Genomic DNA, 26682 nt, shown 5'->3' with positions numbered 1-26682 from the left:
GAAATGTTGTTGAGTTGATTCCGCCGCCCCGCTACCCTGCCGCGGCAACGCAAACGGTCGGGCAACGGGGAGGCTTCATGACCTTGGACGAGGCGGTCAAGGCGCTGGGGGCGCTGGCGCAGGAAACCCGGCTGGCGGCGTTCCGCCGGCTGGTGCAGGCGGGACCGGACGGGATGGCGGCGGGCGCGCTGGCCGCCGCCCTGGATGTGCCGGCCAACACCCTGTCGTTCCACCTGTCGCATCTGGTCCAGGCCGGGCTGGCCACGCCGCGGCGGGAGGGGCGGAGCATCGTCTACACCGCCGGTTTCACGCGCATGAACGGCCTCTTGGGCTTTCTCACCGAAAACTGCTGCGGCGACGGGCGCCCGGTGTCCGTGTGCTGCCCCCCGCCCACCCCATCACCGGACGGACCCGTCATGACCGAACCACGCCTTTACACGGTGCTGTTCCTGTGCACCGGCAATTCCGCCCGCAGCATCATGGCCGAGGCGGCGCTGAACCGCTGGGGGGCCGGGCGGTTCCGCGCGCTCAGCGCCGGCAGCCACCCCACGGGGCGGGTCAACCCGCTGGCGCTGACCCTGCTGGAACGGCTCCACTACGACACCGCCGGATTCCGGTCGAAATCGTGGGACGAGTTCGCCGGCCCCGATGCCCCGCCGCTGGATTTCGTCTTCACCGTCTGCGACAACGCCGCGGGGGAGGTGTGCCCGGTGTGGCCGGGCCAGCCGATGACCGCGCACTGGGGGGTGGAAGACCCCGCCGCCTTCGACGGGCCGGAGGAACAGGGGCTAAAGCTGTTCCGCCGCGTCTATCTGGAGCTGGAACACCGCATCAAGCTGTTCACCAGCCTGCGGGTGGAGGCGCTGGACCGGCTGTCGCTGCAAAACCGCCTGACCGCCATCGGCACCGCCCGCCCGGAGGACGCGCCATGAGCCGGTTCGAACGCTGGCTCAGCCTGTGGGTGCTGCTGTGCATCGGGGCCGGGGTGCTGCTGGGCGGGCTGTTTCCCGGCGCCTTCGCCGCCATCGCCGCGGCGGAGGTGGCGCGGGTCAATCTGCCGGTCGCGGTGCTGATCTGGCTGATGATCGTGCCCATGCTGCTGAAGATCGACTTCGGCGCCCTGCACCGGGTGGGGGCGCATTGGCGCGGCATCGGCGTGACGCTGTTCGTCAACTGGGCGGTGAAGCCCTTTTCCATGGCGCTGCTGGGCACGCTGTTCATCGGGCTCCTGTTCGCGGCCCTGCTGCCGGCGGACCAGATATCCTCGTACATCGCCGGGCTGATCCTGCTGGCGGCGGCACCGTGCACGGCCATGGTGTTCGTGTGGTCCAACCTGTGCGGGGGCGAGCCCCATTACACGCTGAGCCAGGTGGCGCTGAACGACGCCATCATGGTGGTGGCCTTCGCCCCGCTGGTGGGGCTGCTGCTGGGGGTGGCGTCCATCGCCGTGCCGTGGAGCACGCTGGTGCTGTCGGTGGTGCTGTACATCGTGGTGCCGGTGGCGGTGGCGCAGATGTGGCGCCGCCGGCTGCTGGCGGCGGGCGGCGACGGGGCGCTGGGCCGGGTTCTGGGCCGGCTGCAGCCGGCGTCGCTGGCGGCATTGCTGGGCACGCTGGTGATGCTGTTCGGGTTCCAGGGCGAACGCATCCTGGCCGAACCGCTGGTCATCCTGCTGCTGGCGGTGCCCATCGTCATCCAGGTCTATCTGAACGCCGCCATCGCCTATGGGCTGTCGCGGTGGCTGGGGGTGGCGTGGTGCGTGGCGGCCCCGGCAGCGCTGATCGGCGCCTCCAACTTCTTCGAGCTGGCGGTGGCGGCGGCCATCAGCCTGTTCGGGCTGAACTCCGGCGCCGCTCTCGCCACCGTGGTGGGGGTGCTGGTGGAGGTGCCGGTGATGCTGTCGGTGGTGCGTCTGGTCCGCCGCACCCGCGGATGGTATGAGAAAGGCGCAGCGCACGCCTGCACGTCATGAACCCCTTTCCCCCCTTTCCCCGCCGCGCCCCCATCGAAAGAAGCATCGGCCCCACGGGGAAAGGGGAAAAAGTGGCAAAAGATAAAATCAGGTGAAGCATCCTCTTTTATTGGGGCTATACCACACAGCCAGTCCCGCCGCTCCACCCATCAGGCTACGAAACCCTGCGAAACCATGAGCACATCTCCCTGTTTAGGAAGCATCGTCCAACGCATGAGGGAGACGAACATGGCGAACCAGGATCAGGGCCGGTCGGCGGGCGGCCAGCATTCCGGGGGCAACTTCAAGAACGATCCCCAGCGCGCCGCCGAAGCCGGCCACAAGGGCGGGCAGCAGTCCGGCGGGAATTTCAAGAACGACCCGGAACGCGCCGCCGAAGCGGGCCGCAAGGGCGGCCAGCACAGCCATGGTGGCCGCGGCAGCGACGACCGCTGACCCCGGGGTGGCATCTCCATCCTGTAACGTCCCGTGACGTGGGCCGCCTCCCTTGGGGGGCGGCCTTTTTTGTCGGGCATAGGGAAAAGGCCGTGGCGGACGGGGCCGCCACGGCGGATCACGGGCGGGAAGGGATCAGGGCCGGCTGACGCCCTTGGCCGCGTGGGCGGTCAGGGAATCGTCACCGCTTTCGCGGGCCAGATCGGCCAGCGCCACGATGCCCACCAGCCGCTTGTCGCGGTTCAGCACCGGCAGGCGGCGGACTTGCCGCTCGGCCATCACGCGGGCGGCCTCTTCGGTGCTCTGGTCGTCGAACACATAGATGGCGTGGCCCGACAGCGCGTCGCGCACCGGGGTGGTGTTGGGGTCGCGCCCCTCGGCCACCGCGCGGATGGTGATGTCGCGGTCGGTCACCACCCCCACCAGACGGTCGTTTTCCCCCACCGGCAGGGCGCCGATGTCGGCATCGCGCATCTTCTGCGCCGCCTGCGCCAGCGAGGTGTCGGGACCGACCAGTTCCACCTGGGTGGTCATGATGTCACGGATGTTCATGGTGCTGTATCCTTTCGGGTGCGCGAGGGGGCCGGTGCCGGCGGCCTCGTCATCGGTGCCCAGCGGGGCCGCCGCCGGGTCCGGGAACGCCACCTTGTCCCCCGTTTCGCCGCGGTCGATGGCCGCCTTCAAGCGGTGCGCGTGGGCGGCACCCTTGTCGGCGGGGGTATCCGTGCCGGTCCTGTCCATCGTGCCCTCCGTTTGAAACCCCTTCAAACCGGGGGCGCGCGGAACGGTTCCGGTGTTTCCGGTGCCACGCGGGGGCAAAATGGCGGTATCCTCTTCCCATGATCCGCCCCCGTCCCGCTCCGCCCCGGCCCCAGGACTGCGCATCCGGCCCTCACCCAACCCTCTCCCCGGGGGGGAGAGGGCTTCTGAACCGGATGCCGTTGCCCTGGCCGCTTGCCGTCCTGATGCTGGCCCTGCTGCCGGGGGCCGCGTGGGGCAACAGCGCGGTGATGCTGGGGGGCAACGCCGGGGAATGCGACATCGCCCGCGCGCTGCTGGGCACCGCCCCGCCCGGTTGCCCGCCACCGGCACCACTGCCCCCGCCGGAGGCGCCGAAAACCCCCGCCGCCCCGCCGCCCGCCATGGCCCCGGCGCCGGCAGCGCCGCCCCCGGTGGCCGTCACCGCCCCACCCCCGCCGCGGGAAGAGCGGCGGGTGTCGTTCCAGATTCAGTTCGACCTGGGCTCGGCGCGCATCCGCCCCGAATCACGGGAGATCCTGGACCGCGTGGCCCGCATCATGGCGTCGGACGCCGCGGCGGGGCGGACGTTCCACATCGTCGGCCACACGGATTCCACCGGCACCGCCGCCGGCAATCTGGTGCTGTCGCGCAAGCGGGCCGAAGCGGTGCGGGATTACTTCGTCACCGCCCACGCCATCCCCGCCGCCCGCCTGTCGGCGGAGGGCAAGGGCCAGACCGCCCCCCTGGACCCCGCCCGCCCCGGCGATCCGCAGAACCGGCGGGTGGAGATCGTCGCCACCCTGCCCTGACGGCTCTCACGTCTTGCGGTGCAGCAGGTGCAGCAGCCCGCCCAGCACCAGCCCCCAAAAGGCCGAGCCGATGCCGGCGAACCCCACGCCCGACGCGGTGACCAGCAGTGTCACCAGCGCCGGGGTGCGCTCGCTCTCCGACGACACCGCCCCCAGGAGCGCGCCGCCGAAGGCGCCGATCAGGGCCAGCCCCGCCACCGCCTCGATCAGGATGGGGGGCTGGCGGGTGACCACCGCCGCCGCCACCGCCGCCAGCCCGGCCAGCAGGATATAGCCGATGCCGCACAGCACCGCCGCCTGCCACCGCCGCCGGGTGTCGGGGCCGGCGTCGGGGCCGGCGCACAGGGCCGCGGTGATCGCCGCCAGATTGACCGCCGGCGACCCCACCAGCGCCGTCAGCGCCGACGCCGCCCCGGTGACCAGGAACAGGGGCCGGGTGGGCGGGTGGTAGCCATAGGTGTTCAGCACCGCCAGACCGGGGATGTTCTGCGACGCCATGGTGACGATGAACAGCGGCACGGCGATGCCCACCAGCGCCTCCACCGTGAAGACCGGCATCACCGGCTCGAACACCGGCACCGCCTGCGCCCAGCCCAGGCCGGTCAGCGGCGTCTGTCCGATCATGCCGGCCAGCGCCACGGCCACCGCCGCCGGCACCGCCCACAGCCGGGCGAACCGCCCGACGATCACCCAGGTGGCGAGAATCGCCAGCGCCAGCCCCGGCGCCTGCCCGACGGCGAAGAATGGCGCCAGACACAGCTTGAGGATGATCCCGGCCAGCATGCCGCTGGCCAGCGGCTTCGGGATCGCCGCCACCAGCCGGCCCAGCGGCGTCCACAGCCCCGCCAGCATGATGAGCGCCCCCACCACCACGAACGCCCCCACCGCGGCGGGAAAGCCCCCCTGCACCGCCGTGGCCGTCGCCAGCAGCGCCATGCCCGGCGTGGTCCATGCCACGCTGATGGGCATGCGCAGTTTCAGGCTGAGAAAGATGGCCGTCGCCCCCTTCGCCAGCCCCAGCCCCAGCAGGGCGGAGGCCACCTGCCCCGTGGTCGCCCCCACGGCGGTCAGGCCCTGGATCACCACGGCAACCGAACTGGCGTAGCCCACCAGGGCCGCCAGCAGGCCGGTGCCCACCGCCTGCGGCGACAGGCCGTGGGGCTGGGACGCTGCGGAAAAGGTCGTCATGGGCTATGCTCCGGTCCTGCCGCCCGCCGGGGCGGTTGTCGTGGGAGATTGGATCCAATATCCATGAAGCACGGCAAAACGCAAGACTGAACCGTCAAGGGGCTCCGCCCCTCGGCACTCCCCGGCAAGGGCGGCGGCCCTTGCATCCCAAGGATGGGGTTCTTTGTATGGCGCTGCCCGATCTGACCCAGCTCGTGGCCGATCACCGGCCCCGGTTCCGCACGGCGACGGAATTCGTCGAAGCGGCGCTGCGCCACGGCATCCTGTCGGGTGCCCTGGCGGGGGGCACGCCGTTGCGCCAGGACGAACTGGCCGCCGTCATGGGCGTCAGCCGCATGCCGGTCCGCGAAGCCCTGCGGCAGTTGGAAGCCAAGGCGCTGGTGGAATTCCATCCCCACCGGGGCGCGGTGGTGGTCAGCATCACGGCGGAGGATGCCGCCGACATCAGCGCCATCCGCCACGCGCTGGAACCGGCGGCCCTGGCCCTGTCGCTGCCGCACCTGACGGCGGAGGATTTCGCCCTGGCCGGCGACCTGATCGCCGACATGGACACCGAAACCGATCCGGGCCGCATGGGGGAACTGAACCGCCGCTTTCACATGACGCTGTACGCACGGGCCGGGCGGCCCCGGCTGCTGGCCCTGACCGAACAGCATCTGGCGGCGGCGGACCGCTACCTGCGCTTCCAGTTCGCCGCGCTGGAGTACCACACCCGCTCGCAAGCCGAACACCGGGCGCTGCTGGCCGCCTGCCAAGCCGGGGATGCGGACGCGGCCTGCGCCCAGGTGGCCGGCCACATCGGACAGGCCGAGGGGCTGCTGACGGCGTTCCTCAGCAGCCGGGACACGTCAGCGGGATAAATGCCCCGATTCCGCCCAATGCCCCCTCTCCCCGCCGGAAGAGGGCTTTTCTCCCTTACCCCCGCAGCGCGTCCCGCGCCGCGCGGCCGGTGTCGGTGATACGGTCCAGGGCGGCCGCCGCGGCACTCACCCGGCGGGCGATGTCCTCGTGAAAGCCGGTGGCCGCGGCCAGATCTTCCGCCGCACCGCTGACCCCGGCGGCCAGACGGGCCACATCGTCCAGGCGGCGGCGGCTGTCGTCGCCGCTCTGGGCAAGGTCGGCGGCAACCGCGGCCAGACGGTCGCTGATGCTGGACAAAAGCTGGGTTTCCGCTTCTTCCCGCGCGGCGGAATGGTCGGTCATCTGGGTGCCGATCACCTGCTGCATGCGGGCCAGACCGGCACGGATGCCCTCCACCGCCGCGTTGCACTGGCGGGCCAGATCGCGCACCTCGTTCGCCACCACGCGGAAGCCGTGGCCGTATTCGCCGGCCCGCGTGGCTTCGATGGCGGCGTTCAGCGCCAGCATGTTGGTCGCGGCCATGATGCGGGTGACGCCGGCAATGGCCTCGTCCAACTGACGGGCCTCGGTCACGATCTGGTCGAACCGGGCACGGTCGGCCGCACTGTCCTCGTGCCGTTGGGACAGGTGGGCGCGCAGGTTGCGCAGCAGCGACTCGGCATCGGCATCGCTCAGCCCGGCCACGCCGCCGCCCGCCCCGGCATCGCCCAGGGCCGCGGCAAGCTGCCCGCACAGCCGGTCCAGCCCGTCCAGCCGGTCGGCGATGCCGCTGGCCGCGGATTGGGCGGCGTCGGTGACGGCGCGCAGGGCCTCCCCCGCCTGACGGCAGTCGTCGGGCAGGCGGGACAGGGCATCGGACACCGCCGCCGGGGGCCGCCCCGCCGTTTCCACCACCCGCAGCCGGGCGGCGAACAGGGCCGGCAGGCCGTCCAGCGGCTCCCGCACGCCGCGGCCCTGCAACAGGCCGCGCCACGCGCGGACGTCATCGTCGATCTGGCGGAACAGCTCCTCCGCCTCGGCCCGCGTCATGGTGCGCCCGCCCAGGCTGAGCCGTTCCGGCGGCAGGAAGTTGAACAGGGACGTGACCGAGGTCCGCCGGCTCTCCAGCACGTAATACTGCGCCGCCATCACCGCCACGATCAGGCAGATCATGCCCAGCGCCGCCGCCGGCCCCTCCGGCACGCCCAGGGAATCCAACGTGGAGCGCCACAGCGGGTTGAAGATCACCACCACCAGGAACATCGGCAGCCCGATCACCAGGAGCAGCATGGCCTGCGCCTGGAAAAAGCCGCGCCCGATGATGTGGTTCCCGCTTGCGTCCGACATACCTGTAATCCCCCGCACCCCAAATACGAAAACGGCAGCAAAAAAAGACGGCGCGGACACGATGGGTCCGCCCGTCCATCCTTTTTTGCGAAAAACGGAAAAGAAACGGTAAACGGACGCTGCCGTATCCATCCGACTTTCGAACGAGACGCGGGGAAAACGCGCCGGGGTCAGGGCACCGTCTGGGCCACGGTGCCGGGGTCGGAAATCACGATCTCCACCCGGCGGTTGGCCTGGCGCCCGCTGTCGGTGGCGTTGGACGCCACGGGCCGCGCCTCGCCGAAGCCTTGGGCCGTCACCCGCGACGGGCCGACGCCGCGGGACAGCAGCGCGCTGCGCACCGCCTCCGCCCGCCGTTCCGACAGATCCAGGTTGAAGCCCGACGATCCGGTGCTGTCGGCGTACCCCTCCACCCGCACCGTGCGGCCGGGATAGCGCTGAAGGAACTGCGCCAGACGGTCAACCCGTTCCCACGCGCCGGGCGTCAGGTCGGCGCGCCCGGTGGCGAACAGCACGTCGCCCAGCGTCATCACCAGCCCGCGTTCGGTCTGTTCGGCCTGAAGCTCGCGGATCTGGCGCTCCAGCTCGGCGTTGCGGGCCTGGAGCATGGCCGAGCCGCGGGCCTGTTCCGCCCGCTCCACCGTGTCGCGCGCTCCCTCGGCGGCGGCGGCCTCGCGGGCCAGGGCCACCTGGCGGCTGGCGACATAGGCGCGGCTGCTCACCTCGGCCTCGTCCAGCCCGTCGGTGGCGGCGCGCTCGGCCTGGCGCAGGGCGTCGCCGGCCTTGGCCAGCGGCTGCGGCGCGTTCTTCGCCACCTGGGGATCGTTGAGGGCGGCGGCATAGTCGGTGCGCGCCTGCTCCAAGGCACTGTTGTAGCCGGGGCCGGAAGCGCAGCCGCCCAGCGCCGCGGTGCCGGCCAGCAGCGCCGCCACGGCCAGCGGGCGGCGCAGGGAATGGGGCAGGGAATGGGAAAGCCGGCCCGTCATGGCGTCCGCTCCCGCACCGTGCTGGTGCTCCACTGGGTGGTGCTCTGGCGCTGGTAGACCGGCGGCACCGCCGACGGCGGGGGTGAAACCCGGAGCGTGCCCAGCGTGCCGGTGGGGGTGGGGCTGTCCGGCAGGCTGGAGCCGCTGCCCACCGGCGCCCCGCCCGAGGCGCCATAACCGGCTGTCGCCCCGGCGTTGTTCAGCGCCTGCATGTCGCGCTGGACGGCACCCGCGGCCTCCGCCGCCGTGGCCGACTGGGCGCGGGCGGCGGCCAGCTCGGCGTCGGCGCGCGCCTCGTCCGCGAGCCGGCGGGCGGTGTCGTTCTCGTCGTTGCGCACGGCATCGTCGGCGGCGGCCAGCTTGCTGCGGGCACGCTGAAGCTCCACCGGGGCGTGCTGGAGGGCGCCGGCCAGTTCAGCACCGGATATGGCCTGTTCCGCCGCCCCAAGCTGCCCGATGGGCGGCGGCGTCCCGGCGCAGGCGGCAAGCCCGAGAGAGGCGGCGGCCACCGCCAGCAAAAAGGCACGGTCGGGTTTCATGGCACCTCCTGACATCTTCCAGCAAAGGGTTACGAATGGCCCATCGGCGCGCGGTGCCGCAGTTCCGGGGCCGGGGGATTGTCCGGCGGCGGAACCGGGATGGGGCGCAGCGGCTCGCTGATCGGCGGGCGGGACGGGTCGCCCGGCATCGGCAGCGGCACCGGCGGCGCGTCGGGGGCCGGGGTCGGCGGCATCGGCGGATACGGCCCGGCCCACGTGGCCGGTGCGGCGGTGGACAGCCGGGTTGCGGCCCGGTACTCGGGCAGATAGTCGGACGTGTAGCAGGACATGGGTCAACCTCCCGTGCCGGGGCCGGTGTTGGGGGTGGTGCGGGGCATCAGCGTGCGAAGCTGGCGCAGGGTGGACAGGCAGCGGGCCTCGTCCCCTTCGTCGGCGGCGGCGCGGGCGGCCATGACCAGGGCCGACACCTGCGCCTGCCGGGCCGCGTCGTTGCCGATGGTCTCGCCGGGGGCCGGGCGCACCGCCGGAGCGGTGGGCATGGCGGCGCCGGCCTCGGGCGGCGGGGTGATGACGCCGCCGTCCCCGGTCACCGGGGGGGCCACCACGCCGCCCGAACGGGCCAGCCGGTCCGTGGTCACCGCCCCGCCCGCCGCCCCGTCGCCCGTGGGAGCGCCGGGGCCGGTGCTGCCGGCGGTGGGGGGGACCGGCTCCAGATCCAGGGCGGCGGCCAGCCGGTCCACCTGATCCCGGCAGGTCTGGGCCGTGGCCGGGCCGGCGGCCAGCACCACGGCGGCGGCACAGACACCCAGCAACGGCAGGAAGGGAGAGGCCATGGCGGAAAACTCCCATTTTTCGAGGGGGACAAGGGATGCGGCGGCCGATGAGTGAACAAACCGATGAGTGAACAAACCGCCGCATGCCCCCGCGGGTTCCCGCCCCCGCCCCCGTCTGGCGCCCGGCCAAGCGGTGCGTTAGGGTTGCCCCCTCTTCGCCGTTCCCCTTCCCCCTCTTCTCCATGACCGTGGCGCACCCCTTATGATCGCTTCCCTGGCCGCTCTGGGCGCGGCGTTCTGTTGGGCTGCCGGCGGGCTGATCGCCGTGGCGCCGGTGCGGGCCCTGGGGCCGTTGGCCTTCAACCGGCTGCGCATGACCGTGGTCGCGGTGATGCTGGCCGCCGCCGCCACCGCGCTGGGCCGCTGGGGCGGGCTGGACGGCGGGCAGGTGGCCCTTCTGGCCCTGTCGGGGCTGGTGGGAGTGGTGCTGGGGGACACGGCGCTGTTCTGGGGGCTGGCCCGCATCGGGCCGCGGCGCAACGCCGTGCTCTACGCCACCAACGCGCCGATGACGGCGCTGCTGGGCTGGATGTTCCTGGGAGAGGCGCTGGGGATCGGCGCGCTGGCCGGCATCGCGCTGACCACCGCCGGGGTGATGGTGGCGGTGACATGCCGTCTGGCCCCCGCCCAGAGCGACTCCCCCGGCCTGCATGCGTGGGAATGGGTCAACGGGTCGCTGGCCGCGGGCATCGCCGCGGCCCTGACCGCCGCCCTGTGCCAGGCCGCCGGTTCGGTGATCGCGCGGCCCGTCATGGCCGCGGGCGCCGACCCGCTGGCCGCCGCCGCGGTGCGGGTGGGGGCGGCGGCGCTGGTGCTGCTGGGGGCCACCCTGCTGCCGGGGCAGCGGGCAGCCCTGTCACCGGCGCTGCGGCAGCCGCGCATTCTGGGGCTGGTGCTGCTGAACGGCGCCCTTGGCCTGGGGCTGGGGATGACGCTGCTGATGGTGGGGCTGGCCCACGGATCGGCGGGGGTGGTCGCCACCCTGTCGGCCACCAGCCCGGTCCTGATGCTGCCGCTCCTGTGGGCGGTGACCGGCAGGCCCGCCAGCGCCGGGGCCTGGGCCGGCGCCATCCTGGCCGTCGCGGGGGTGGCGCTGGTGGTCAACCGGTAGCCCCCTTACCGGGGCTGCGCGCCCAGATCCTCGAACAGCAGGGATGAATTCTTGCGGGTGAAGCGGCCCTTGCCGTTCACGGTCAAGGGCGGCGTGCCGGCCTGGGGGGTGAAGGTGGCGGCGTAATAGCAATCGTACTGGCCCGGCTGGGTCTTGGTGTTGACGCACCCCTGCTTGCGGAACACGTCGAACTGGGCGAAGGGCACGCGGCTGGCCTCCAGCTTGCGGCGGGTGGCGTTCTCCACCACCGTGCGCATCTCCCCCTCCGACGGCTCATCCGAACAGCCGGCCAGCGTCAGGCAGGCCAGAACGGCCAGCACCATCCGTCCGGCCAGGGCCGCTCCCCCAACCGCCATACGCCCCATCATTCCCTCCCCCTCTTGTACGAACACCCCATATTATCATGGCAGATCGGCGTGAAGGAGGGTGCGATACCGCCGATGCGGCTTGACGAAAGCACGCATTTGAGAAATGAGACTCTCGTTAAGCATCATATTATTCCAAAAGCACTGGCGACCGGCAGAGGACACACGCGTTTTGGACCCTCAGGAATTGGGACAGGCCATCGCCCGGCACCGGCTTTACCTGGAAGGGCGGCCCAACGGCCGGCTTCTGGTGGTCAAGTCGGCGGATCTGGCGGGCTATGACCTGTCGGGGCTGGTGCTGTCGGAGTCCATGATGACCGGCGTCAATCTGGCGCGCGCCAAGCTGCGCTCCACCGTGTTCGACCGGGCCGACCTGTTCGGCGCCAACCTCGCCGCCGCCGACCTGACCGAGGCGTCCCTGGTGGGGGCCGACGTGCGCGGGGCCAATTTCATGCGCGCCTGCCTGCGCGGGGCGGTGTTCGTGCGCGCCGACCTGCGCCCCGGCCAGCTCGTCTATTGGACCAAGCAGAAACGGCAGGCGGAAGCCCCCACCCGGCTGAACCACGCCGAACTGACCGCCGCCGATTTCCGCGATGCCGACCTGACCGGGGCCGACCTGAGCCACGCCAACCTGCGCGGGGCCGATTTCCGCAACAGCAAGCTGTTTTCCACCAATCTGGACGGCGCCGACCTGTCGGAGGCCAACTTCACCGCCGCCCGCATGAAGGGCGCGCTGCTGAATAATTGTCTGGTCGCCAAGACCATCTTCCACAACGCCGACATCCGCGACGGCGAGCTGCGCAACGTGGACATGAGCAAGGCGTCGTGGGAAGGGGCGCTGATGGAAGGGGCGGTGTTCCACCGCAACCGCGACCAGTTGTCGGAGGAAATGCGCGCCCAGTTGGACGATCACGTCACCTGGATCAATTCGCTGGGCACCAAGGGCCGGCGGTTCGATGCCCGCGGGTCGAACATGGCCGGCATCGACCTGGAGGCCACCGACCTCAGCGGCGCGGTGCTGTCGGGCTGTTCGCTCAAGAACGCCAATTTCCGCGAATGCCGGCTGCAGATGGTGGACCTGTCGGGCGCCAACCTGTCGGGCGCCAACCTGGAGGAATCCGACATGACCGGCGCCAACCTGCGCGCCTGCGACCTCACCGGTGCCCGGCTGCGCAACGTGAAGCTGGCGCCGCTGCCGCTGCGCGGGGTGGACGGGCAATTGTCGGGGCGGGAATGGCCCGCCGACCTGACCGCCGCCATCCTGGCCGAGGCGGACATGCGCGGCGCCGACCTGCGCCGCGCCCGCATGGCCGGGGCCGTCCTCGATTACTGCAATCTGGCCGGCGCCGACCTGCGCGATGCGGAGATCGAGCGCGCCGACGCCCAGCGCACCACCCTGCTGCACGCCAAGCGCGACTGATGGACCGAAAGAACCGTCCCTGGGTCCGCCACCTCCTGACCCCGCCGCTGATGCTGGCGGCGGCGGTTCTGGTGCTGTTCGAGGAAATGGCGTGGGACACGCTGCGCCGCGCCGCCGGCTGGCTGGCCCGCCGCCCGCCCCTGTGCTGGGTGGACCCGTGGATCGCCGGGCTGGGACCGTGGGGCACGCTGGCGCTGTTCCTGATCCCGGCGGCGGGGCTGATCCCGGTGAAGCTGGCGGCGGTGTGGCTGATGGGATCGGGGCACCCGCTGGCGGGTCTGGGCGTGCTGGTGGCGGCCAAGGTCACCGGCACCGCCACCGCGGCCCATCTCTACGCCATCGGCCAGGACAAGCTGCTGACCATCCGCTGGTTCGCCTGGACGCACGCCAAGGCGCTGGCGCTGCACACCCTGGTGCACGATTGGCTGAACCGCCGCCCGGCGTGGGTGTGGGCGGTGGCCACGGTGCGGCGGGTGATGCAGCGCATCCGCACCCTGCGCGGCGGCTGGCTCAGCCGCCGCTGGCGCGCGGCACGGCGGTCGGTGCGCTGATTACCGCTTGAAGAAGAAGCGGTTGAAGAACGCCGTCATGGGCCGGGGCGGCATCAGGTCGAAATCGTACCCCGTGCGGGCCAGGGTGTCGGCGTGGCCCGTCTCGGCATGAGCGGTGTCGTCGTGCCCGCCGCGGCGGCGGGGCAGGAACGGCAGCACGTCCGCCGACGCCATGGGGATCGAATCGACCGAGGGGGTCGAGGCCGCCACACGCTCAGCCTCCGCTTCATCCTCGTCCGACGCGGTGTCGGCGGGGGCCGGGGGCTGGGAGACCATCACCGGAACCGCAACCGGCTCCGCCGCGCGGGCACGGAGGGCCGGAGCCATCATGCCGCTGCTCAAGCGGGCAAAGGCCAGGGCCGGGTTCGTCAGACGGCGCTGATGGGCGTCCGTGCCGCCAAAGAGAGAGCCGCCCTCACTGGAATGGGCCAAGGCCTCGTTGATCCGGGCGAACGCCTCGATGTCCTTGATGTGGAGCATGGGCGGAGTTCCTGCGCTGAAGCCTTCCGGCCGGTCATCCGTATTGTGCATCGCAACATCCGCATTTTCCAGTGAAAAAGACACCCTTTCTTTACCGATGAACTGTTGCATTTTGACGATGAGGGTCGCGGACCGTCAGCATCAGCGCGAAACCCACGGCGAAAAACACCAGGATCGACGCCATGCCGGCCCGCTGGCTGCCGAACGACGCGGTGGCCCAGCCCAGCGCCGCCGGGCCGATGAACCCCGCCGCCTTGCCGGTCAGGCTGTAAAGCCCGAACATCTCCGCGACCTGCCCCGGCGGCGACAGGCGGGCCATCAGCGACCGCCCCGCCGCCTGGGCCGGGCCGAAGCACAGGCCCAGCCCCATGGCCGCCCACCAGAACCACGCCTTGTCCTCGATCAGCAGCAGCACGGTGCCGGTGACCGCCAGCCCGCCCACCGACACCAGGATGGTGGGCTTGGCGCCGATGCGGTCGTCGATCCAGGCGAACGCCACCGACCCCAGCCCCGCCACCACGTTCAACGCGATGGCGAACATCACGATCTCTTCGAACTGCATGCCGAAGGTGCCGGCGGCGTAGATGCCGCCGAACGCCGTCAGCGTGTTGATGCCGTCGCGGTAGAAGGCGCTCGCCACCAGAAAGCGCGCGGCGTCGCGCAAGCTGCGCACATGGCGCAGCGTCGCCGCCACCTCGGCCAGCCCCTCGCGCACCGCGCGGCCCACCGGCACCGGGGCGGCGGACGGCTCGGGCACCCAGCGGAACAGCGGCACGGCGAACAGGGCGAACCACGCGGCCACCAGCAGGGCTGTGGCCCGCACGTGCTCCTGCCCGCCGGTGCCCAGCCACTGGGCCACGGGCGAATCGGCGCGGACGAAGCCGAACAGCGCCACCACCAGACAGGCCAGCCCGCCGAAATACCCGACACCCCAGCCCCACCCCGACACCCGCCCCAGATGCGACGGCGGAGCCACGGCGGGCAGCATGGCGTTGTAGAAGACGTTGGCCAGTTCGAACGCCACCGTGCCCGCCGCCACCAGCCACAGGGCCAGCGGCACATAGGCCGGGTCGGGCCGCACCCACCACAGGCCGGCGGTGGTCAGGACGGTGAGGGCCGTGGTGGCGGCCAGCCACGGCTTGCGCCGCCCCGCCCGGTCGGCCACCGCCCCCAGCACCGGGCTGAGCACGGCGATGGCGATGCCGGCCAGCGCCATGGCGGTGCTCCACGCCGCGGTGCCGGCGACGGGATCGCCGGCCACGCCACGGGTGAAGTAGACCGCGAACACGAAGGTGGTGATGACCGTGTTGTAGGCGGAATTGGCCCAGTCATACAGGCACCAGGCGGCAATGGCGCTGCGCGATGCCGGCTGTGGCTGGGTCATGAGGATCAGGCCCCCTTGGCTTTTTCCAGGTCGATGCGCACTTCCACCACGCCCGGCTCGTCCAGATTCTCTTTCCGCACGAAGCCCAGCGACCGGCACATGGCGAGCATGTTGGTGTTCTCGCGCAACACCTCGCCATACACCTCCTTGATACCGCGGGACCGGGCATAGTCCAGGATCTTGTTCATCAGGATGTAGCCCAGCCCCTGCCCCTTCATGTCGGACCGCACCATCACGGCGTATTCGGCGCGCTGGTTGTCGGGGTCGGCGGCGATGCGGACCACGCCGTACATCACCGTTTCGTTGGTGACGTCGTCCGGCCCGACGGCGATCAGCCCCATTTCGCGGTCATAGTCGATCTGGGTCAGACGGGCGGCGGCCTGATGCGACAGCCGCTTCATGGGCGCGAAGAAGCGCAGGCGGATGTCCTCCGGCGTCATGCGGGCGAACATGCCGTGCACCAGCGGCTCGTCCTCGGGCAGGATCGGGCGCACCAGGAACTGACGACCGTCCTTGATGCGGATCGGGTCTTCCAGCGCCTTGGGGTAGGGGCGGATGGCCAGACGGCGGGCGCCGGGCCGTTCGGGCACCGCCACGCGGATGCTGGCGTCCAGCGCCATCACCCCGTCCTGGTCGGCCAGCAGCGGGTTGATGTCCAGTTCCACGATCTCGGGGAAATCGACGATGAGCTGGGAAATCTGGTTCAGCGTCAGCGCCACCGCCGGCAGGTCCACCGCCTGACGGGAGCGGTAGCCCTTGAGCCGCTTCCAGATGCGGGTGCGGGTCATCAGCTCCGACGCCAGCCGCATGTTGAGGGGCGGCAGGGCCAGCGCGTAATCCTCCACCACCTCCACGCCGATGCCGCCCTCGCCGAACAGGATCACCGGGCCGAACAGCGGGTTTTCGGTCATGCCGACAATCAGTTCATAGGCGTCGGGACGCACGGCCATTTCCTGCACCGTAAAGCCCTCGATCCGTGCATCCGGCACCGCCTCGCGCACGCGGTCCAGCATGGCGCGGGCCTCGTCCAGCACCTCGTCGCCGCTGGTCAGGTGCAGCACCACGCCGCCCACGTCGGATTTGTGGGCGATGTCGGGGGACAGGATCTTCAGCGCCACCGAACCGCCGATGGAGTCGGCGGCGCGGGCCGCTTCCTCCGGGGTTTCGGCGCGGCGGGTCTCCACCACCGGGATGCCATAGGCGGCCAGCACGCGCTTGGCCTCGTACTCGGTCAGCCAGTCGCGCTTTTCAGCGATGGCGCGCGCGATGGTCTTCTGCACCACGATGCGGTCGGGCTCGAAGCTGTCGGGCACCGACGGCGGGGTTTCCATCAGCAGTTCCTGGTTGCGCCGGTATTCCACCAGATGCATGAACGCCCGCACCGCGTGGCTGGGGGTGTCATAGGTGGGAATGCGGTTGGCGGCGAACAGGCGCCGGGCCTCCACCGCCGATTCGTCGCCCAGCCAGCTCGTCAGCACCGGGTGGCGCAGCGCCTTGTTGGCCGCCAGCGTATCCACCACGGCCTGCGCCGCCGCCGTGCTGTCGTTGACCGCCGAGGGGCAGTTCAGCACCAGGATGGCGTCGTTGCTCTTGTCGTGCAGCAGGGCGTTCAGCGCGTCGGCGTAGCGCTTGGGCGGGGCGTCGCCGCCGATGCGCAAGGGGTTGCCGCGCTTGGCCGTCGTTCCCAGCGCGGTGTCGATGGACTGGATGGTGTCCGGCGACAGGGCGGCCAGGGTGCCGCCCGACTGCACCAGCGCGTCGGTGGCCATCACCCCCATGCCGCCGCCGTTGGTCAGGATCACCAGCCGGTCGCCGCTGATGGGCACCCCGGTCGCCAGCGTGCCCACCGCGTCGAACAATTCTTCCAGCGTGTTCACGCGCAAGATGCCGGCGCGGCGGAAGGCGGCGTCATAGACCGCATCCTCCACGGCGAGCGCGCCGGTGTGGGACACCGCGGCCTCGGTCGCTTCCTCGCTGCGCCCGGCCTTGATGACGATCACCGGCTTCTGGCGGGCGGCGGAGCGGGCCGCCGACATGAACTTGCGCGCGTCGGTGATGTTTTCGATGTAGAGCAGGATGGCCCGGGCCGTGGGGTCGGCGGCCAGATAATCCAGCAGGTCGCCGAAATCCACGTCGCCCTTGTCGCCCATGGAGATCAGGTGGGAGAAGCCGATCCCCCGCGCGGTGGCCCAATCGACGATGGAGGTCACCACCATGGACGACTGCGCCACCAGCGCGATGTCGCCCTTTTTCGGGGTGACGTGGCCGAAGCTGGCGTTCAGCCCGCGGCCCGGCACCATGGCGCCCAGGCTGTTGGGGCCCAGCACGCGCAGCACGTGGGGCTTGGCCGCGTCCAGCGTGCGCTGGAGCAGATCCTTGGAAAAGCCCGACGAGATGATGATGGCCGCCCGCGTGCCCCGCGCACCGAGCTGGTCGATGGTGGCCGGCACGGTGTCGGCCGGCGTGCAGATCACCGCCAGATCGGGGGTGATGGGCAGGTCGGCCACCGTCTTGTAGGTCAGCACCCCTTCGACCGCGCGGTCCTGGGCGTTGACGGGCAGGATGGGACCGCTGAAGCCCGCGTTGAACAGGTTGCGGGCCACCACAGCACCGATGGATTGCGGCTTGCGGCTGGCGCCGATCAACGCGATCGACGTGGGCTTGAACATCTGGTTGAGGTTACGAACGGTCATGTCCGGCTTCCGTGCTTGACCCTAGTCACTGGGAGATAGGGGCCGATCGAAAAAGCGAAAGGCGATATGAGGATCGGGTAGGGGTGAACCGGCACAGGCCCGGCGTAAACGCGACGAAACGACGCTCATGCTGCGCTGCACCCTTACCACGGCGCGGCGTCTGTTCTGTTTCGGATGCGTAATTGTGTGCCGCCGGTCTTGGTGGTCAGACCAGCCGCAGCCGATCGTGGTAAAGGACCGCGGTCTCGGGATCGAAAGCGTACAGCTCCACCCGCTCCACCGCGTCATCACGGGCCAGTTCATCCAGCACCACCGCCACGGCGATATCGGCGGCGGCGGCCTTGGGAAAGCCATAGATGCCGGTGCTGATGGCGGGAAAGGCCAGCGATGCGATGCCGTGGACCCGCGCCAGAGTGAAAGCGGTGCGGTAGCAGCGTTCCAGCAGGGCCGCTTCGTTCCGGCCGCCGCCGTGCCACACGGGGCCGACGGCGTGGATGATCCACGGGGCCGGCAGGTCGTGGCCGCGGGACAGCCGGCAGTCGCCGGCAGGGCAGCCGCCGATGCGGTCCAGCTCGTCCTGCAGCCCCGGCCCCGCCGCACGGTGGATGGCCCCGTCCACGCCGCCGCCGCGTTTGAGCGCGCTGTTGGCGGCGTTGACCACGGCCCCCACCGCGGCCCGCGTGATGTCGCCGTTGACGACGGTCACGCGGGCTGCGGCGGAGAGGCGGCGTTCGTCCTTATCAGACGATGACACCCGGCTTGCCCTGGTTTTCGGCCTGGGCGCGTTCGATGCCTTCCACGATCTTCTGGGAGGCTTCTTCGGCGTTGCCCCAGCCGATGATCTTCACCCACTTGCCCTTTTCGAGATCCTTGTAGTGCTCGAAGAAGTGGGCGATCTGCTCGGTCACGATGGACGGCAGGTCGGTGTAGTTGTTAACGTTCTCGTAGAACGGATGCAGCTTGCTGACCGGCACGGCCAGCAGCTTTTCGTCGGCGCCGGCTTCGTCTTCCATCAGCAGCACGCCGATGGGACGGGCGCGCAGGACCGAGCCGGGGACCACCGGGTGACGGCCCACGACGCAGACGTCCACGGGGTCGCCGTCGCCCGACAGGGTGTGCGGGATGAAGCCGTAGTTGCAGGGATAGTACATGGCGGTGTGCAGGAAACGGTCAACGAACACCGCACCCGATTCCTTATCGACCTCGTACTTCACGGGGTCGCCGCCCACCGGGATTTCGATGACGACATTCACGTCCCACGGCGGATTCTTCCCCACCGGAACCTTGCTCAGATCCATGAGAGCAGTCCTTTGTCTGGCGTTACGCCTGATACACTGTTGGTCTGGCGCCGGGACGGGCCGGCGCTGGTCGGGGCGGAGTTTAGGCAAAAACACGCACCGAAACCAAGGTGCTTGCAACGGCCATTCCCGCATTTCACGCAGAATTCACGCGCAGACCGTCAGTGGTCTGACCTGTTTCGCCCTTTTGATTGCGCTTCCCGGCCTGTTTGCTCCAGCGTCATGGGCACAAACGCCGGTCCATGCCATCGCCATGCACGGCACGCCCTTGTACCCGGCGGATTTTTCCGCCTTTTCCTATGTGAATCCCGCAGCCCCCAAGGGCGGGACGCTGCGGCTGACGGTGACGGGCACGTTCGACACGCTCAATCCCCATGTGGTGAAGGGGGTGCCGGCGGCGGGGCTGTCGTATGTGTTCGAAACCCTGCTGGCGCGGTCATGGGACGAGCCGTTTTCGCTCTATCCCCTGCTGGCGCGGCGGATTTTGGTGCCGGACGACCGTTCGTCCATCACCTTCCTCCTGGACCCCGACGCCCGCTGGCACGACGGCACGCCGGTGACGGCGGACGACGTGCTGTTCTCCCTTGCCGTCCAGCGGGAGCATGGAACACCCAACCGGCGGCAGTATTACGCCATGGTTGCCGGGACGGAACGAATCGATGGAGCGACGGTGCGCTTCACCTTCGCCCCCCAGGCGGACGGCAGCTATGACCGCGAACTGCCGCTGCTGATGGGGCTGATGCCGATCCACCAGAAAGCGTGGTGGCAGGGCCGCGACTTCAGCCGCACCACGCTGGACCCGCCCATGGGCAGCGGCCCCTACCGCATCGCGGCGGTGGAGCCGGGGCGGCGGATCGTGTACGCCCGCGACCCCGGCTATTGGGGCCGTGACCGGTCCACGCGGCGAGGGCTGTTCAACGCCGACCGGGTGGCCTTCGATTATTACCGGGACGAAACGATCTCGTTGCAGGCATTCCTGGCGGGGGAGGCGGACGTGCGGCGGGAAAGCGATCCCGGACGCTGGGCCGCGGGGTACGCCGGGCCGGCGCTGGCCGCCGGGCGCATCGTGCGCGAGGATCTGCCCCACCGCCGGCCCGAGATGGCGCGGGGCCTGATCCTCAACACCCGCCGCCCACCGTTCGCCGACCGGCGGGTGCGGGCGGCGCTGGGGCTGGCGGTGGATTTCGCGTGGATGAACCGCAGCTTCTTCCACGGCGCCCTGACACGCACCGCCAGCTATTACCCCAACTCCGAACTCGCCGCCGCCGGCCTGCCCACCGGGCTTGAACTGGCCGCGCTGGAGCCGCTGCGCCCGCTGGTGCCGCCGGAGGTGTTCACGCACCCCTACATGCCCCCCGGCGGCGGGGACCGGGCGGCGCTGCGGGACGCCTTCGCGCAGTTGGCGGCGGCGGGGTGGGTGATGAGGAACGGGCGCCTGACCGACGGTGCCGGCCAGCCGTTCGTGTTCGAGATTTTGCTGGGATCGGCGGGCGACGAGCGGGAGGCGCAGGAGATCGCGCGGGGCTTGGCGCGGCTGGGCATCACCGCCACGGTGCGGACGGTGGACAGCGCGCAGTACCAGACGCGCCTGGACAATTACGATTTCGATACGACCGTGCGCGGCTGGATCTCCAGCCTGTCGCCGGGGAACGAGCAGCTTTACTATGTCGGTTCGGCGGCGGCGGACACGCCGGGCAGCCGCAACCTGCCGGGCATCCGCGACCCGGCGGTGGATACCCTGGCGGCGTCCCTGGCCCGCGCCACCGGCCGCGAGGAACTGGTGGCGCGGGTCCACGCCCTGGACCGCGTTCTGCTGTGGGGGCATTACATGCTCCCCCTGTTCCACGACACGGCGGACCATATGGCCCGCTGGTCCCACATCCACCGCCCGGACGTAACGCCGCTGTACGGCCCGGTGATCGATGCGTGGTGGCTCAATTGACGGGATGCAAGGGCCGTTGGCCCTTGCCGGGGTGTCGGGGCGGCGCCCCGACAAGTCACTCCTCCCTAACCACCACCCCCTGCCGCCCCAACCACATGTTGGTCAACGTCCTCTCATCATGCTCCAGCCGCCAACTCAACAGCGCCTGGGCGTGCTCCAACACCTGCCCCTGATACGCCGGGTCGCGGGAACGGTCACGCAACTCCCCCGGATCGTCGGCCAGATCGAAGAACAGCGGCGGCAGAGCGGTGAAATGCACGTATTTCGTCGTCTCCCCGCGCAGGACGGTCATGGTGCACTGGTCGGGCTGCTGGTGCAGGGCGTGCTCGGGGGTGGCGGTGGCGACGTCGCGGAAGTCGTAGGCGAAGTGGGCGTGGCGGCGCCAGACCGGGGGCACGTGGCCTTCCAGCCAGGGGCGCAGGGACACGCCGTCGCACTGGCGCGGGATGGGCACGCGCAGCCAGTCGAGGATGGTGGGCATCAGGTCGATGTGCTCGGTGAAGCGGTCCACGGTGCGGGCCTCGGCCCCGCCCGGCCAGCGGATGGCGAGCGGCACGTGGAAGCAGGGGTCGAACCAGCCCTCCTTGCCGAACATCCAGTGGTCGCCGATCAACTCGCCATGGTCGGAGGTGACGATGATGAGCGTCTCGTCCCACTGGCCCAGCGCCCGCACCCCGTCGAGCAGGCGCCCGATGTGGTGGTCCACCTCGGCGATCAGCCCGTAATAGACGGCGCGCAGCCAGCGCAGGTCGTCGTCGCCCATGGTCTTGGGGTCGAGCTTGCGGCCATGGACCCAGTGCTTACCGGGGAAGGTGGAGAGGCGCCACGCCAGCCAGGGGTGTACCGCGCCTTCGTCCGCCGGGGTGGCGGCGCGGATGGGCGGCGGGGTGGTGCTGGGGGAGATCAGGCCGTGCCACGGCTCCGGCCCGATCCAGGGGGGATGGGGGCGCAGGTAGCTGACGTGCGCGAACCACGGGCGGTTGCCCTGCCCCGCCATCCACGACAGGGCACGGTCGGTGAGGAAGGCGGTTTCGCTGAGGTCCGCCGGAAAGCGGGCGGGGCCGTGCGGGTCGCCGTCGGGCGGGGCATAGAGGCCGGACACCGGCGCGCCCGCGGGCAGGAAGCCGCGGCGGCGCAGGTCGTCGCCCCAGGGATCGGCGCTGTCGATCATCGGGCAGACGGGATCGAATCCAGGCGCGATGCCCTCGTACGAGAACAGGGCCGGGTCCAGCGGCGGGAGGCCGCGCGGGTCGGGGGCGGTGTCGGTGTAGCCGAACAGGGCCGGCGCCACCCCGGCCTTGCGCGCCTCCACCGCCACGGTGGTGTGACGGCGGTCGAGCGGCACGCCGTTGCGCACGGAGCGGTGGTTGTGCAGCACCAGCCCGGTCAGGATGCTGGCCCGCGACGGACCGCAGGGGCTGGCGTTGGAATAGTGGCGGGCGAAGCGCACCGACTCCGCGGCGAAGGCGTCGAACCGCGGCGTGCGCACGGCGGGATGGCCGGTGCAGCCCAGCGCATCGCCCCGCCACTGGTCGGCGGTGATAAACAGCACGTTGCGCCGTTCCGGTTGCGTCATGATGCCTGTTCGCCCCTTTTGCTTCCGGCCTATTGCTTGACACTAATATGAAGTTTGGCTGATCGCCCGCCATGCAAATTGCCTGATCCCCGATGGCTCAGCCATAGTTGGGCACCGGAACAACAACCGCCGGCCAGCCGGAACAGGCCAGCAGGGAAGAGAAGGGACAACCATGACCGACACCAAGCGTTCCAGCGCCGCCACCCAGCGCGCGGCCAAGGCGTTCACCCGCCGCACGGTGCTGCGGGCCGGGGCCGCGGCGGCGGGCCTTGCCGCCGCCGGGCCGTTCATCCTGCGCGAAGGGCGCGCGGCGGGCGGCACGGTCAACATCTTCTCGTGGTCCGGCTACATCAGCCCGGCCATGCTGGAGGATTTCCAGAAGAAGACCGGCGTCAAGGCGGTGCTGACCGAATACGCCACCAACGACGAGCTGCTGAACCAGTTGAAGGCCACCGGCGGGGCCGGGTTCGACATCATCCACCCCACGGTGGACCGGGTGCCGAACTATGTGGAATTCGATCTGGTCCAGCCGCTGGACGAAAGCAAGGTCACCTGGACCGGGTGCATCGACTCGGCGGTGATCGGCTCGGCCACCATGGGCGGCGTGGTGGGGGGCAAGCGCTTCTTCGCCCCCGCCGACTGGGGCACCGAGGCTTTGGCCTATGACAGCACCAAGGCGCCGCTGGTCTATGGCACCGCCAGCTACGGCGACCTGTGGAAGCCGGAATACGCCGGCAAGGTCACGGTGCGCGGCCATTCGTCCCTGATCGGCATCGGTCTGTGGCTGGAAGCGGACGGCAAGCTGCCCCACCCCCTGCGCGAGCAGTTCACGTCGGAGGCCAAGGCGCGCGCCAACTTCGACGCCATCCTGAAAACCGCCGTCGCCAACAAGAAGGCGGTCGGCCAGTTCTGGAGCAACGAGAACGAGGCGCAGGGCGCCTTCCGCACCAACGGCTGCGTGATCGGCCAGACCTGGGACAGCACCGCCGCGGCCCTGCGCAAGGAAAAGCTGCCCGTCCGCTTCATCGCACCCAAGGAAGGGGCGCTGGCGTGGATGGAGGGCTTCGCCATCCCGAAGAAGGCGCCCAACGCCGAAGCGGCCTATGCCTGGATCAACTGGTTCTACACGCCGGAGGCGGGCGCCCTCTACACCGCCCATTCCGGCATCAGCTCCACCGCCAAGGGGGCCGAGACCCTGCTGTCGGACGAGGCCAAGGCGTTCTTCGCCGAGGCTTATCCCGGTGACGCCCTGTCGAAGCTGTGGTGGTGGCCGGTGCAGGAACCGTGGTACGTCTCGTTGCGCAACGAGTATCAGGACCGGTTCCTCGCCGCCTGATCTCCGGGGGACCAGCAGGGGCGCTTGATGAGCCGGGACGTGCAGTTGGACCGCGTGACCATGCGGTTCGGCAACCTGACCGCCGTGCATGACGTGAGCCTGAGCATCGGGGCGGGGGAGTTCTTCAGTTTCCTCGGCCCGTCCGGGTGCGGCAAGACCACGCTGTTGCGGATGATCTCCGGCTTCATGGAGCCGACCGAGGGTGCTGTCCGCATCGGCGGGCAGGACATGCGCGGCATCGGCCCCAACAAGCGCCCCACCGCGCTGATCTTCCAGAACCTGGCGCTGTTCCCGCTGATGACGGTGGCGGAGAACATCGGCTTCGGGCTGGAGGTGCGCGGGGTGCCCGCCAGCCGCCGCAAAGCACGGGTGAATGAGCTGCTCGACCTCGTGGCCCTGCCGGACACGGGGGACAAGAAGGTCACCGACCTGTCCGGCGGCCAGCGCCAGCGCATCGCCATCGCCCGCGCCCTGGCGGTGGAACCGTCGGTGCTGCTGCTGGACGAACCGCTGTCGGCGCTGGATCTGAAGCTGCGCCAGCACATGCGCGCCGAGTTGCGCGCCATCCAGCGGCGCACTGGCGTCACCTTCATCTACATCACCCACGACCAGGGCGAAGCGCTCACCATGTCCGACCGCATCGGCGTGATGCGGGGCGGCGTGCTGGAGCAGGTGGCGGACGGCCAGACGCTGTACGACCACCCCGCCACCGCCTTCGTCGCCGGCTTCGTCGGCGAGGCCAACCGCTTTATCGGCCCGGTGACGGCGCTGGCGAACGGGCTGGCGGCGCTGGACACGCCCGCCGGGCGGCTGGTGGGGCGCAACCCGCAGGATCTGCGCACCGGCGACCGGGCGGCGCTGTTCGTGCGGCCCGAACGGCTGACGGTGGACGGCGACGGCCCCAACCGCCTGACCGCCCGCGTCAGCCACCGCGATTTCGAAGGGGCCTTCGTCAACGCCTTCCTGACCGGTCCCGCCGGCACTCTGGCGGTGCAGATCCCCCACCGCGGGCAATCCGATCCGCCGCTGGCCCCCGACACCGACGCCGCCCTGACCTTCCGCGCCGAAGACGCCGTGGTCCTGCCGTGGGGGGGGGAATGATGGGGGCAAGCACGCAATACGGGAATATGCCGGAGACTTTTGCGCACAAAAAGATAGCGGCCCTTTGTGGGGGCCGCCATCTTGGTCTTTGTCCTCGGGGGGAGGGGATGGGTTTGCGCCCAGCCCCCAGCTTGTCCCAAGGCTCACGCATAAAACCTATTATGCCCACCTTTTCCCGTCAAGACTCCATGCCGGAACATTTCACCCAGGATGAAATCCAAACCTTACCGGCCCTGTTTGGTACCCCTCGGTTCGCCCGCTACCTGACAGCAACAGAGTCTCGCTCGGAACATGGAGCCTCCCACACGGCACGCGCTTTGGCCCTGTACCGTTGGAACGGGCAAGTTGCCGCGGCCATGCTCTTCCCCCTCAATATGCTGGAGGTCGTTCTCCGCAACGCAATTGCTGATGCTCTGGCCAGCACCTATGGCCCATCGTGGCCTCTTTCCCGGCAGCTTCTCATCAGTCTTCCCAACCCTCAGCACCGCTACAGCCAGCGTAAAGATCTCGAGGCAATCACAGCCCGGTATCCAAACAATACAGGGCAGGTGATTGCCGAACTCGCTTTCGTTTTTTGGGTGGAAATGCTGAACACCCGCCATGATGGCCGTATCTGGGAGCATCATTTACGCCCCCAGTTTCCGCATACTCCGACGCGGCTAACGGTGCAGGATGCCAGACGCCGTCTTCATGCCATGGCGGAAGAAGGCCGGCGGCTCCGCAACCGTATCGCCCACCACGAGCCGATCTTTCCCCGGAATCTGGCGGCGGACTACGAGACGATCCGCACCCTCATCGCGTGGCGCAGCCCCGTTGCCGCCGCTTGGCTGGACCGCACCCAGACCGTGACCGCCCTGCTGCAACAACGGTCGGAGACCGCCCCATGACCGAGGTGCTGCGCCGGTACGGCCCCGTTCTGACCACGGTCATCCTGCTGGCGGTGGCGGTGTGGATCGTCGGGCTGGTGGTGTTGCCGCAGGTGCTGATGGTGGATTTCTCCTTCCGCCCCATGCTGCCCCCGGCCAAGCTGGGCGGGCCGGAGGACGTCTATACGCTGAAGAACTACGCCACCTTGTGGACCAACGAGGTCCACCGGGCCATCTTCGTCAAGACCATCTGGGCCAGCGCGCTGGTGACCGCCGTCACCTTTGCCGTCTGCTACCCCATCGCGTTTTACATGGCACAGGTGGCGCCCCGGCGGCGGCTGCCCATGCTGGTGCTGATGCTGGTGGTGCCGTTCTGGATCAACGAACTGCTGCGCACCTTCGCGTGGTACATCATCCTGGCCTATGCCGGGCCGCTGAACATCCTTCTGGTCACTCTCGGCATCTTTGCCGAGCCGCAGCGGCTGTCGGGCGGGGACGCGGGCGTCATCGTCGGCATGGTGTACGTCTATATCCTGTTCATGGTGTTCCCCATCTACAACGCCCTGGAATCCCTGGACCGCCACCAGATCGAGGCGGCGCGCGACCTGGGCGCGGGGTGGGTGCGCATCCACCGCCGCATCGCCATCCCCCACGCCAAGCCGGGCATCGCGGTGGGGTGCATCATGACCTTCATGCTGGCCGCCGGCAGTTACGCCGTGCCAGCCCTGCTGGGCGGGCCGCAGAGCCGGTGGTTCACCGAGGTCATCTACAACTGGTTCTTCGAGGGCGGGAACTGGAACCAGGGGGCGGCCTATGCCTTCATCCTGCTGGTGCTGTGCGTCGGCTTCATCCTGCTGATGATGAAGCTGTTCCGCGTCGGCCTGACCGACATCGCCAAATAGGGGGCC

The 26682-nt window shown here is 70.1% G+C and carries 27 protein-coding genes; 13 read left to right on the top strand and 14 right to left on the bottom strand.

What is annotated here, in order from left to right; all coding sequences use genetic code 11:
• The first annotated feature begins 77 nt into the window (after window positions 1–77).
• The 3 genes from M2352_RS26665 to M2352_RS04315 all read left to right on the top strand — a co-directional run bounded on the left by M2352_RS26665 (window position 78) and on the right by M2352_RS04315 (window position 2407).
• Window positions 78–932: an arsenate reductase/protein-tyrosine-phosphatase family protein gene (locus M2352_RS26665; RefSeq protein ID WP_264663273.1), complete on the top strand. Its 855-nt coding sequence runs from the start codon at window positions 78–80 to the stop codon at window positions 930–932.
• Window positions 929–1972 carry an ACR3 family arsenite efflux transporter gene (gene arsB, locus M2352_RS04320; protein ID WP_264663272.1) on the top strand — a complete coding sequence of 348 codons (1044 nt, stop codon included), beginning with the start codon at window positions 929–931 and terminating at the stop codon, window positions 1970–1972. The genes M2352_RS26665 and arsB overlap by 4 nt, the downstream gene beginning before the upstream one ends.
• Before the next feature lie 228 nt (window positions 1973–2200).
• A complete protein-coding gene (locus M2352_RS04315) occupies window positions 2201–2407 on the top strand; it encodes a con-10 family general stress protein (protein WP_264663271.1) in 207 nt (68 codons plus the stop codon).
• A 135-nt stretch (window positions 2408–2542) separates the two neighbouring features.
• Here the strand turns inward: M2352_RS04315 and M2352_RS04310 are convergent, their stop codons facing one another.
• Window positions 2543–3148 carry a CBS domain-containing protein gene (locus tag M2352_RS04310; protein ID WP_264663270.1) on the bottom strand — a complete coding sequence of 202 codons (606 nt, stop codon included), beginning with the start codon at window positions 3146–3148 and terminating at the stop codon, window positions 2543–2545.
• A 194-nt stretch (window positions 3149–3342) separates the two neighbouring features.
• On the opposite strand from M2352_RS04310, the gene M2352_RS04305 reads away from it, so the two are divergent.
• A complete protein-coding gene (locus M2352_RS04305; protein ID WP_264663269.1) occupies window positions 3343–3957 on the top strand; it encodes an OmpA family protein in 615 nt (204 codons plus the stop codon).
• 6 nt (window positions 3958–3963) lie between these two features.
• On the opposite strand, the gene M2352_RS04300 is transcribed toward M2352_RS04305, so the two are convergent.
• Window positions 3964–5145 (bottom strand): benzoate/H(+) symporter BenE family transporter, encoded by a 1182-nt coding sequence (locus M2352_RS04300; RefSeq protein WP_264663268.1) that lies wholly within the window; start codon window positions 5143–5145, stop codon window positions 3964–3966.
• A gap of 167 nt (window positions 5146–5312) precedes the next feature.
• Between M2352_RS04300 and M2352_RS04295 the strand changes: the two genes are divergently transcribed.
• The gene (locus M2352_RS04295) at window positions 5313–6005 is read left to right on the top strand and encodes a GntR family transcriptional regulator (protein ID WP_264663267.1); all 693 of its coding nucleotides are present in this window, start codon (window positions 5313–5315) and stop codon (window positions 6003–6005) included.
• 55 nt (window positions 6006–6060) lie between these two features.
• Here M2352_RS04295 and M2352_RS04290 read toward each other — a convergent pair whose 3' ends face one another.
• The 5 genes from M2352_RS04290 to M2352_RS04270 form a co-directional block, all read right to left on the bottom strand.
• The gene (locus M2352_RS04290; RefSeq protein ID WP_264663266.1) at window positions 6061–7332 is read right to left on the bottom strand and encodes a methyl-accepting chemotaxis protein; all 1272 of its coding nucleotides are present in this window, start codon (window positions 7330–7332) and stop codon (window positions 6061–6063) included.
• 170 nt (window positions 7333–7502) lie between these two features.
• A complete protein-coding gene (locus M2352_RS04285; protein ID WP_264663265.1) occupies window positions 7503–8318 on the bottom strand; it encodes an OmpA family protein in 816 nt (271 codons plus the stop codon).
• Complete coding sequence (locus tag M2352_RS04280) at window positions 8315–8857, bottom strand: DUF4398 domain-containing protein (RefSeq protein WP_264663264.1); 543 nt, start codon at window positions 8855–8857, stop codon at window positions 8315–8317. Before M2352_RS04280 ends, M2352_RS04285 begins: the two co-directional genes overlap by 4 nt.
• 29 nt (window positions 8858–8886) lie before the next feature.
• A complete protein-coding gene (locus M2352_RS04275) occupies window positions 8887–9147 on the bottom strand; it encodes a hypothetical protein (protein WP_264663263.1) in 261 nt (86 codons plus the stop codon).
• A 3-nt stretch (window positions 9148–9150) separates the two neighbouring features.
• Window positions 9151–9651, bottom strand: coding sequence for a hypothetical protein (locus tag M2352_RS04270; protein WP_264663262.1), 501 nt, complete (start codon window positions 9649–9651; stop codon window positions 9151–9153).
• Between the two features lie 202 nt (window positions 9652–9853).
• Between M2352_RS04270 and M2352_RS04265 the strand changes: the two genes are divergently transcribed.
• Window positions 9854–10762 (top strand): solute carrier family 35 transporter, encoded by a 909-nt coding sequence (locus tag M2352_RS04265; protein ID WP_264663261.1) that lies wholly within the window; start codon window positions 9854–9856, stop codon window positions 10760–10762.
• A gap of 5 nt (window positions 10763–10767) precedes the next feature.
• On the opposite strand, the gene M2352_RS04260 is transcribed toward M2352_RS04265, so the two are convergent.
• Complete coding sequence (locus M2352_RS04260) at window positions 10768–11130, bottom strand: hypothetical protein (protein WP_264663260.1); 363 nt, start codon at window positions 11128–11130, stop codon at window positions 10768–10770.
• A gap of 169 nt (window positions 11131–11299) precedes the next feature.
• Here M2352_RS04260 and M2352_RS04255 point away from each other — a divergent pair, with 169 nt between their 5' ends.
• Together M2352_RS04255 and M2352_RS04250 are read left to right on the top strand one after the other, a co-directional pair.
• Window positions 11300–12547, top strand: a complete 1248-nt coding sequence (locus M2352_RS04255) for a pentapeptide repeat-containing protein (protein ID WP_264663259.1) — start codon at window positions 11300–11302, stop codon at window positions 12545–12547.
• Complete coding sequence (locus M2352_RS04250) at window positions 12547–13098, top strand: hypothetical protein (protein ID WP_264663258.1); 552 nt, start codon at window positions 12547–12549, stop codon at window positions 13096–13098. Before M2352_RS04255 ends, M2352_RS04250 begins: the two co-directional genes overlap by 1 nt.
• Here M2352_RS04250 and M2352_RS04245 read toward each other — a convergent pair whose 3' ends face one another.
• The 5 genes from M2352_RS04245 to ppa all read right to left on the bottom strand — a co-directional run bounded on the left by M2352_RS04245 (window position 13099) and on the right by ppa (window position 18953).
• Entirely contained in the window at window positions 13099–13578 is a 480-nt protein-coding gene (locus M2352_RS04245; RefSeq protein ID WP_264663257.1) for a hypothetical protein, read from the bottom strand. It abuts the gene before it with no gap.
• A gap of 91 nt (window positions 13579–13669) precedes the next feature.
• Window positions 13670–14962, bottom strand: a complete 1293-nt coding sequence (locus tag M2352_RS04240) for an MFS transporter (RefSeq protein WP_264663256.1) — start codon at window positions 14960–14962, stop codon at window positions 13670–13672.
• Between the two features lie 5 nt (window positions 14963–14967).
• Window positions 14968–17655: a bifunctional acetate--CoA ligase family protein/GNAT family N-acetyltransferase gene (locus M2352_RS04235; protein ID WP_264663255.1), complete on the bottom strand. Its 2688-nt coding sequence runs from the start codon at window positions 17653–17655 to the stop codon at window positions 14968–14970.
• Window positions 17656–17860: 205 nt separating this feature from the next.
• Window positions 17861–18409: a macro domain-containing protein gene (locus tag M2352_RS04230; protein WP_264663254.1), complete on the bottom strand. Its 549-nt coding sequence runs from the start codon at window positions 18407–18409 to the stop codon at window positions 17861–17863.
• Entirely contained in the window at window positions 18396–18953 is a 558-nt protein-coding gene (gene ppa / locus M2352_RS04225; RefSeq protein ID WP_264663253.1) for an inorganic diphosphatase, read from the bottom strand. Before ppa ends, M2352_RS04230 begins: the two co-directional genes overlap by 14 nt.
• Window positions 18954–19206: 253 nt before the next feature.
• Here ppa and M2352_RS04220 point away from each other — a divergent pair, with 253 nt between their 5' ends.
• Complete coding sequence (locus M2352_RS04220) at window positions 19207–20895, top strand: extracellular solute-binding protein (protein WP_264663252.1); 1689 nt, start codon at window positions 19207–19209, stop codon at window positions 20893–20895.
• Window positions 20896–20950: 55 nt separating this feature from the next.
• Here M2352_RS04220 and M2352_RS04215 read toward each other — a convergent pair whose 3' ends face one another.
• Window positions 20951–22471: an alkaline phosphatase family protein gene (locus tag M2352_RS04215; protein WP_264663251.1), complete on the bottom strand. Its 1521-nt coding sequence runs from the start codon at window positions 22469–22471 to the stop codon at window positions 20951–20953.
• 172 nt (window positions 22472–22643) lie between these two features.
• Here M2352_RS04215 and M2352_RS04210 point away from each other — a divergent pair, with 172 nt between their 5' ends.
• The 4 genes from M2352_RS04210 (at window position 22644) to M2352_RS04195 (ending at window position 26676) form a co-directional block, all read left to right on the top strand.
• Window positions 22644–23807, top strand: a complete 1164-nt coding sequence (locus M2352_RS04210) for an extracellular solute-binding protein (protein WP_264663250.1) — start codon at window positions 22644–22646, stop codon at window positions 23805–23807.
• Window positions 23808–23834: 27 nt separating this feature from the next.
• Entirely contained in the window at window positions 23835–24908 is a 1074-nt protein-coding gene (locus M2352_RS04205; RefSeq protein ID WP_264663249.1) for an ABC transporter ATP-binding protein, read from the top strand.
• 161 nt (window positions 24909–25069) lie between these two features.
• Window positions 25070–25795 (top strand): hypothetical protein, encoded by a 726-nt coding sequence (locus M2352_RS04200; RefSeq protein WP_264663248.1) that lies wholly within the window; start codon window positions 25070–25072, stop codon window positions 25793–25795.
• Window positions 25792–26676: an ABC transporter permease gene (locus tag M2352_RS04195; protein WP_264663247.1), complete on the top strand. Its 885-nt coding sequence runs from the start codon at window positions 25792–25794 to the stop codon at window positions 26674–26676. Before M2352_RS04200 ends, M2352_RS04195 begins: the two co-directional genes overlap by 4 nt.
• The last annotated feature ends 6 nt before the right edge of the window (window positions 26677–26682 follow it).

The sequence above is a fragment of the Azospirillum fermentarium genome, assembly GCF_025961205.1.
Classification (GTDB): Bacteria; Pseudomonadota; Alphaproteobacteria; order Azospirillales; family Azospirillaceae; genus Azospirillum; species Azospirillum fermentarium.
The sequence above is the reverse complement of the archived record's forward strand: the minus strand, read 5'-3'. Positions and strand labels throughout refer to the sequence as shown.

Excerpts from the sequence above, each read along its gene's own strand:
- M2352_RS04200 (WP_264663248.1), top strand. The coding sequence starts at position 25,070 with ATGCCCACCTTTTCCCGTCAAGACTCCATGCCGGAACATTTCACCCAG.
- M2352_RS04285 (WP_264663265.1), bottom strand. The coding sequence starts at position 8,318 with ATGACGGGCCGGCTTTCCCATTCCCTGCCCCATTCCCTGCGCCGCCCG.
- M2352_RS04310 (WP_264663270.1), bottom strand. The coding sequence starts at position 3,148 with ATGGACAGGACCGGCACGGATACCCCCGCCGACAAGGGTGCCGCCCAC.
- M2352_RS04195 (WP_264663247.1), top strand. The coding sequence starts at position 25,792 with ATGACCGAGGTGCTGCGCCGGTACGGCCCCGTTCTGACCACGGTCATC.
- M2352_RS04245 (WP_264663257.1), bottom strand. The coding sequence starts at position 13,578 with ATGCTCCACATCAAGGACATCGAGGCGTTCGCCCGGATCAACGAGGCC.
- M2352_RS04235 (WP_264663255.1), bottom strand. The coding sequence starts at position 17,655 with ATGACCGTTCGTAACCTCAACCAGATGTTCAAGCCCACGTCGATCGCG.
- arsB (WP_264663272.1), top strand. The coding sequence starts at position 929 with ATGAGCCGGTTCGAACGCTGGCTCAGCCTGTGGGTGCTGCTGTGCATC.
- M2352_RS04305 (WP_264663269.1), top strand. The coding sequence starts at position 3,343 with ATGCCGTTGCCCTGGCCGCTTGCCGTCCTGATGCTGGCCCTGCTGCCG.
- M2352_RS04220 (WP_264663252.1), top strand. The coding sequence starts at position 19,207 with ATGCACGGCACGCCCTTGTACCCGGCGGATTTTTCCGCCTTTTCCTAT.
- M2352_RS04260 (WP_264663260.1), bottom strand. The coding sequence starts at position 11,130 with ATGATGGGGCGTATGGCGGTTGGGGGAGCGGCCCTGGCCGGACGGATG.
- M2352_RS04210 (WP_264663250.1), top strand. The coding sequence starts at position 22,644 with ATGACCGACACCAAGCGTTCCAGCGCCGCCACCCAGCGCGCGGCCAAG.
- M2352_RS04280 (WP_264663264.1), bottom strand. The coding sequence starts at position 8,857 with ATGAAACCCGACCGTGCCTTTTTGCTGGCGGTGGCCGCCGCCTCTCTC.
- M2352_RS04290 (WP_264663266.1), bottom strand. The coding sequence starts at position 7,332 with ATGTCGGACGCAAGCGGGAACCACATCATCGGGCGCGGCTTTTTCCAG.
- M2352_RS04215 (WP_264663251.1), bottom strand. The coding sequence starts at position 22,471 with ATGACGCAACCGGAACGGCGCAACGTGCTGTTTATCACCGCCGACCAG.
- M2352_RS04270 (WP_264663262.1), bottom strand. The coding sequence starts at position 9,651 with ATGGCCTCTCCCTTCCTGCCGTTGCTGGGTGTCTGTGCCGCCGCCGTG.
- M2352_RS04250 (WP_264663258.1), top strand. The coding sequence starts at position 12,547 with ATGGACCGAAAGAACCGTCCCTGGGTCCGCCACCTCCTGACCCCGCCG.
- M2352_RS26665 (WP_264663273.1), top strand. The coding sequence starts at position 78 with ATGACCTTGGACGAGGCGGTCAAGGCGCTGGGGGCGCTGGCGCAGGAA.
- M2352_RS04265 (WP_264663261.1), top strand. The coding sequence starts at position 9,854 with ATGATCGCTTCCCTGGCCGCTCTGGGCGCGGCGTTCTGTTGGGCTGCC.
- M2352_RS04275 (WP_264663263.1), bottom strand. The coding sequence starts at position 9,147 with ATGTCCTGCTACACGTCCGACTATCTGCCCGAGTACCGGGCCGCAACC.
- M2352_RS04205 (WP_264663249.1), top strand. The coding sequence starts at position 23,835 with ATGAGCCGGGACGTGCAGTTGGACCGCGTGACCATGCGGTTCGGCAAC.
- ppa (WP_264663253.1), bottom strand. The coding sequence starts at position 18,953 with ATGGATCTGAGCAAGGTTCCGGTGGGGAAGAATCCGCCGTGGGACGTG.
- M2352_RS04300 (WP_264663268.1), bottom strand. The coding sequence starts at position 5,145 with ATGACGACCTTTTCCGCAGCGTCCCAGCCCCACGGCCTGTCGCCGCAG.
- M2352_RS04315 (WP_264663271.1), top strand. The coding sequence starts at position 2,201 with ATGGCGAACCAGGATCAGGGCCGGTCGGCGGGCGGCCAGCATTCCGGG.
- M2352_RS04240 (WP_264663256.1), bottom strand. The coding sequence starts at position 14,962 with ATGACCCAGCCACAGCCGGCATCGCGCAGCGCCATTGCCGCCTGGTGC.
- M2352_RS04295 (WP_264663267.1), top strand. The coding sequence starts at position 5,313 with ATGGCGCTGCCCGATCTGACCCAGCTCGTGGCCGATCACCGGCCCCGG.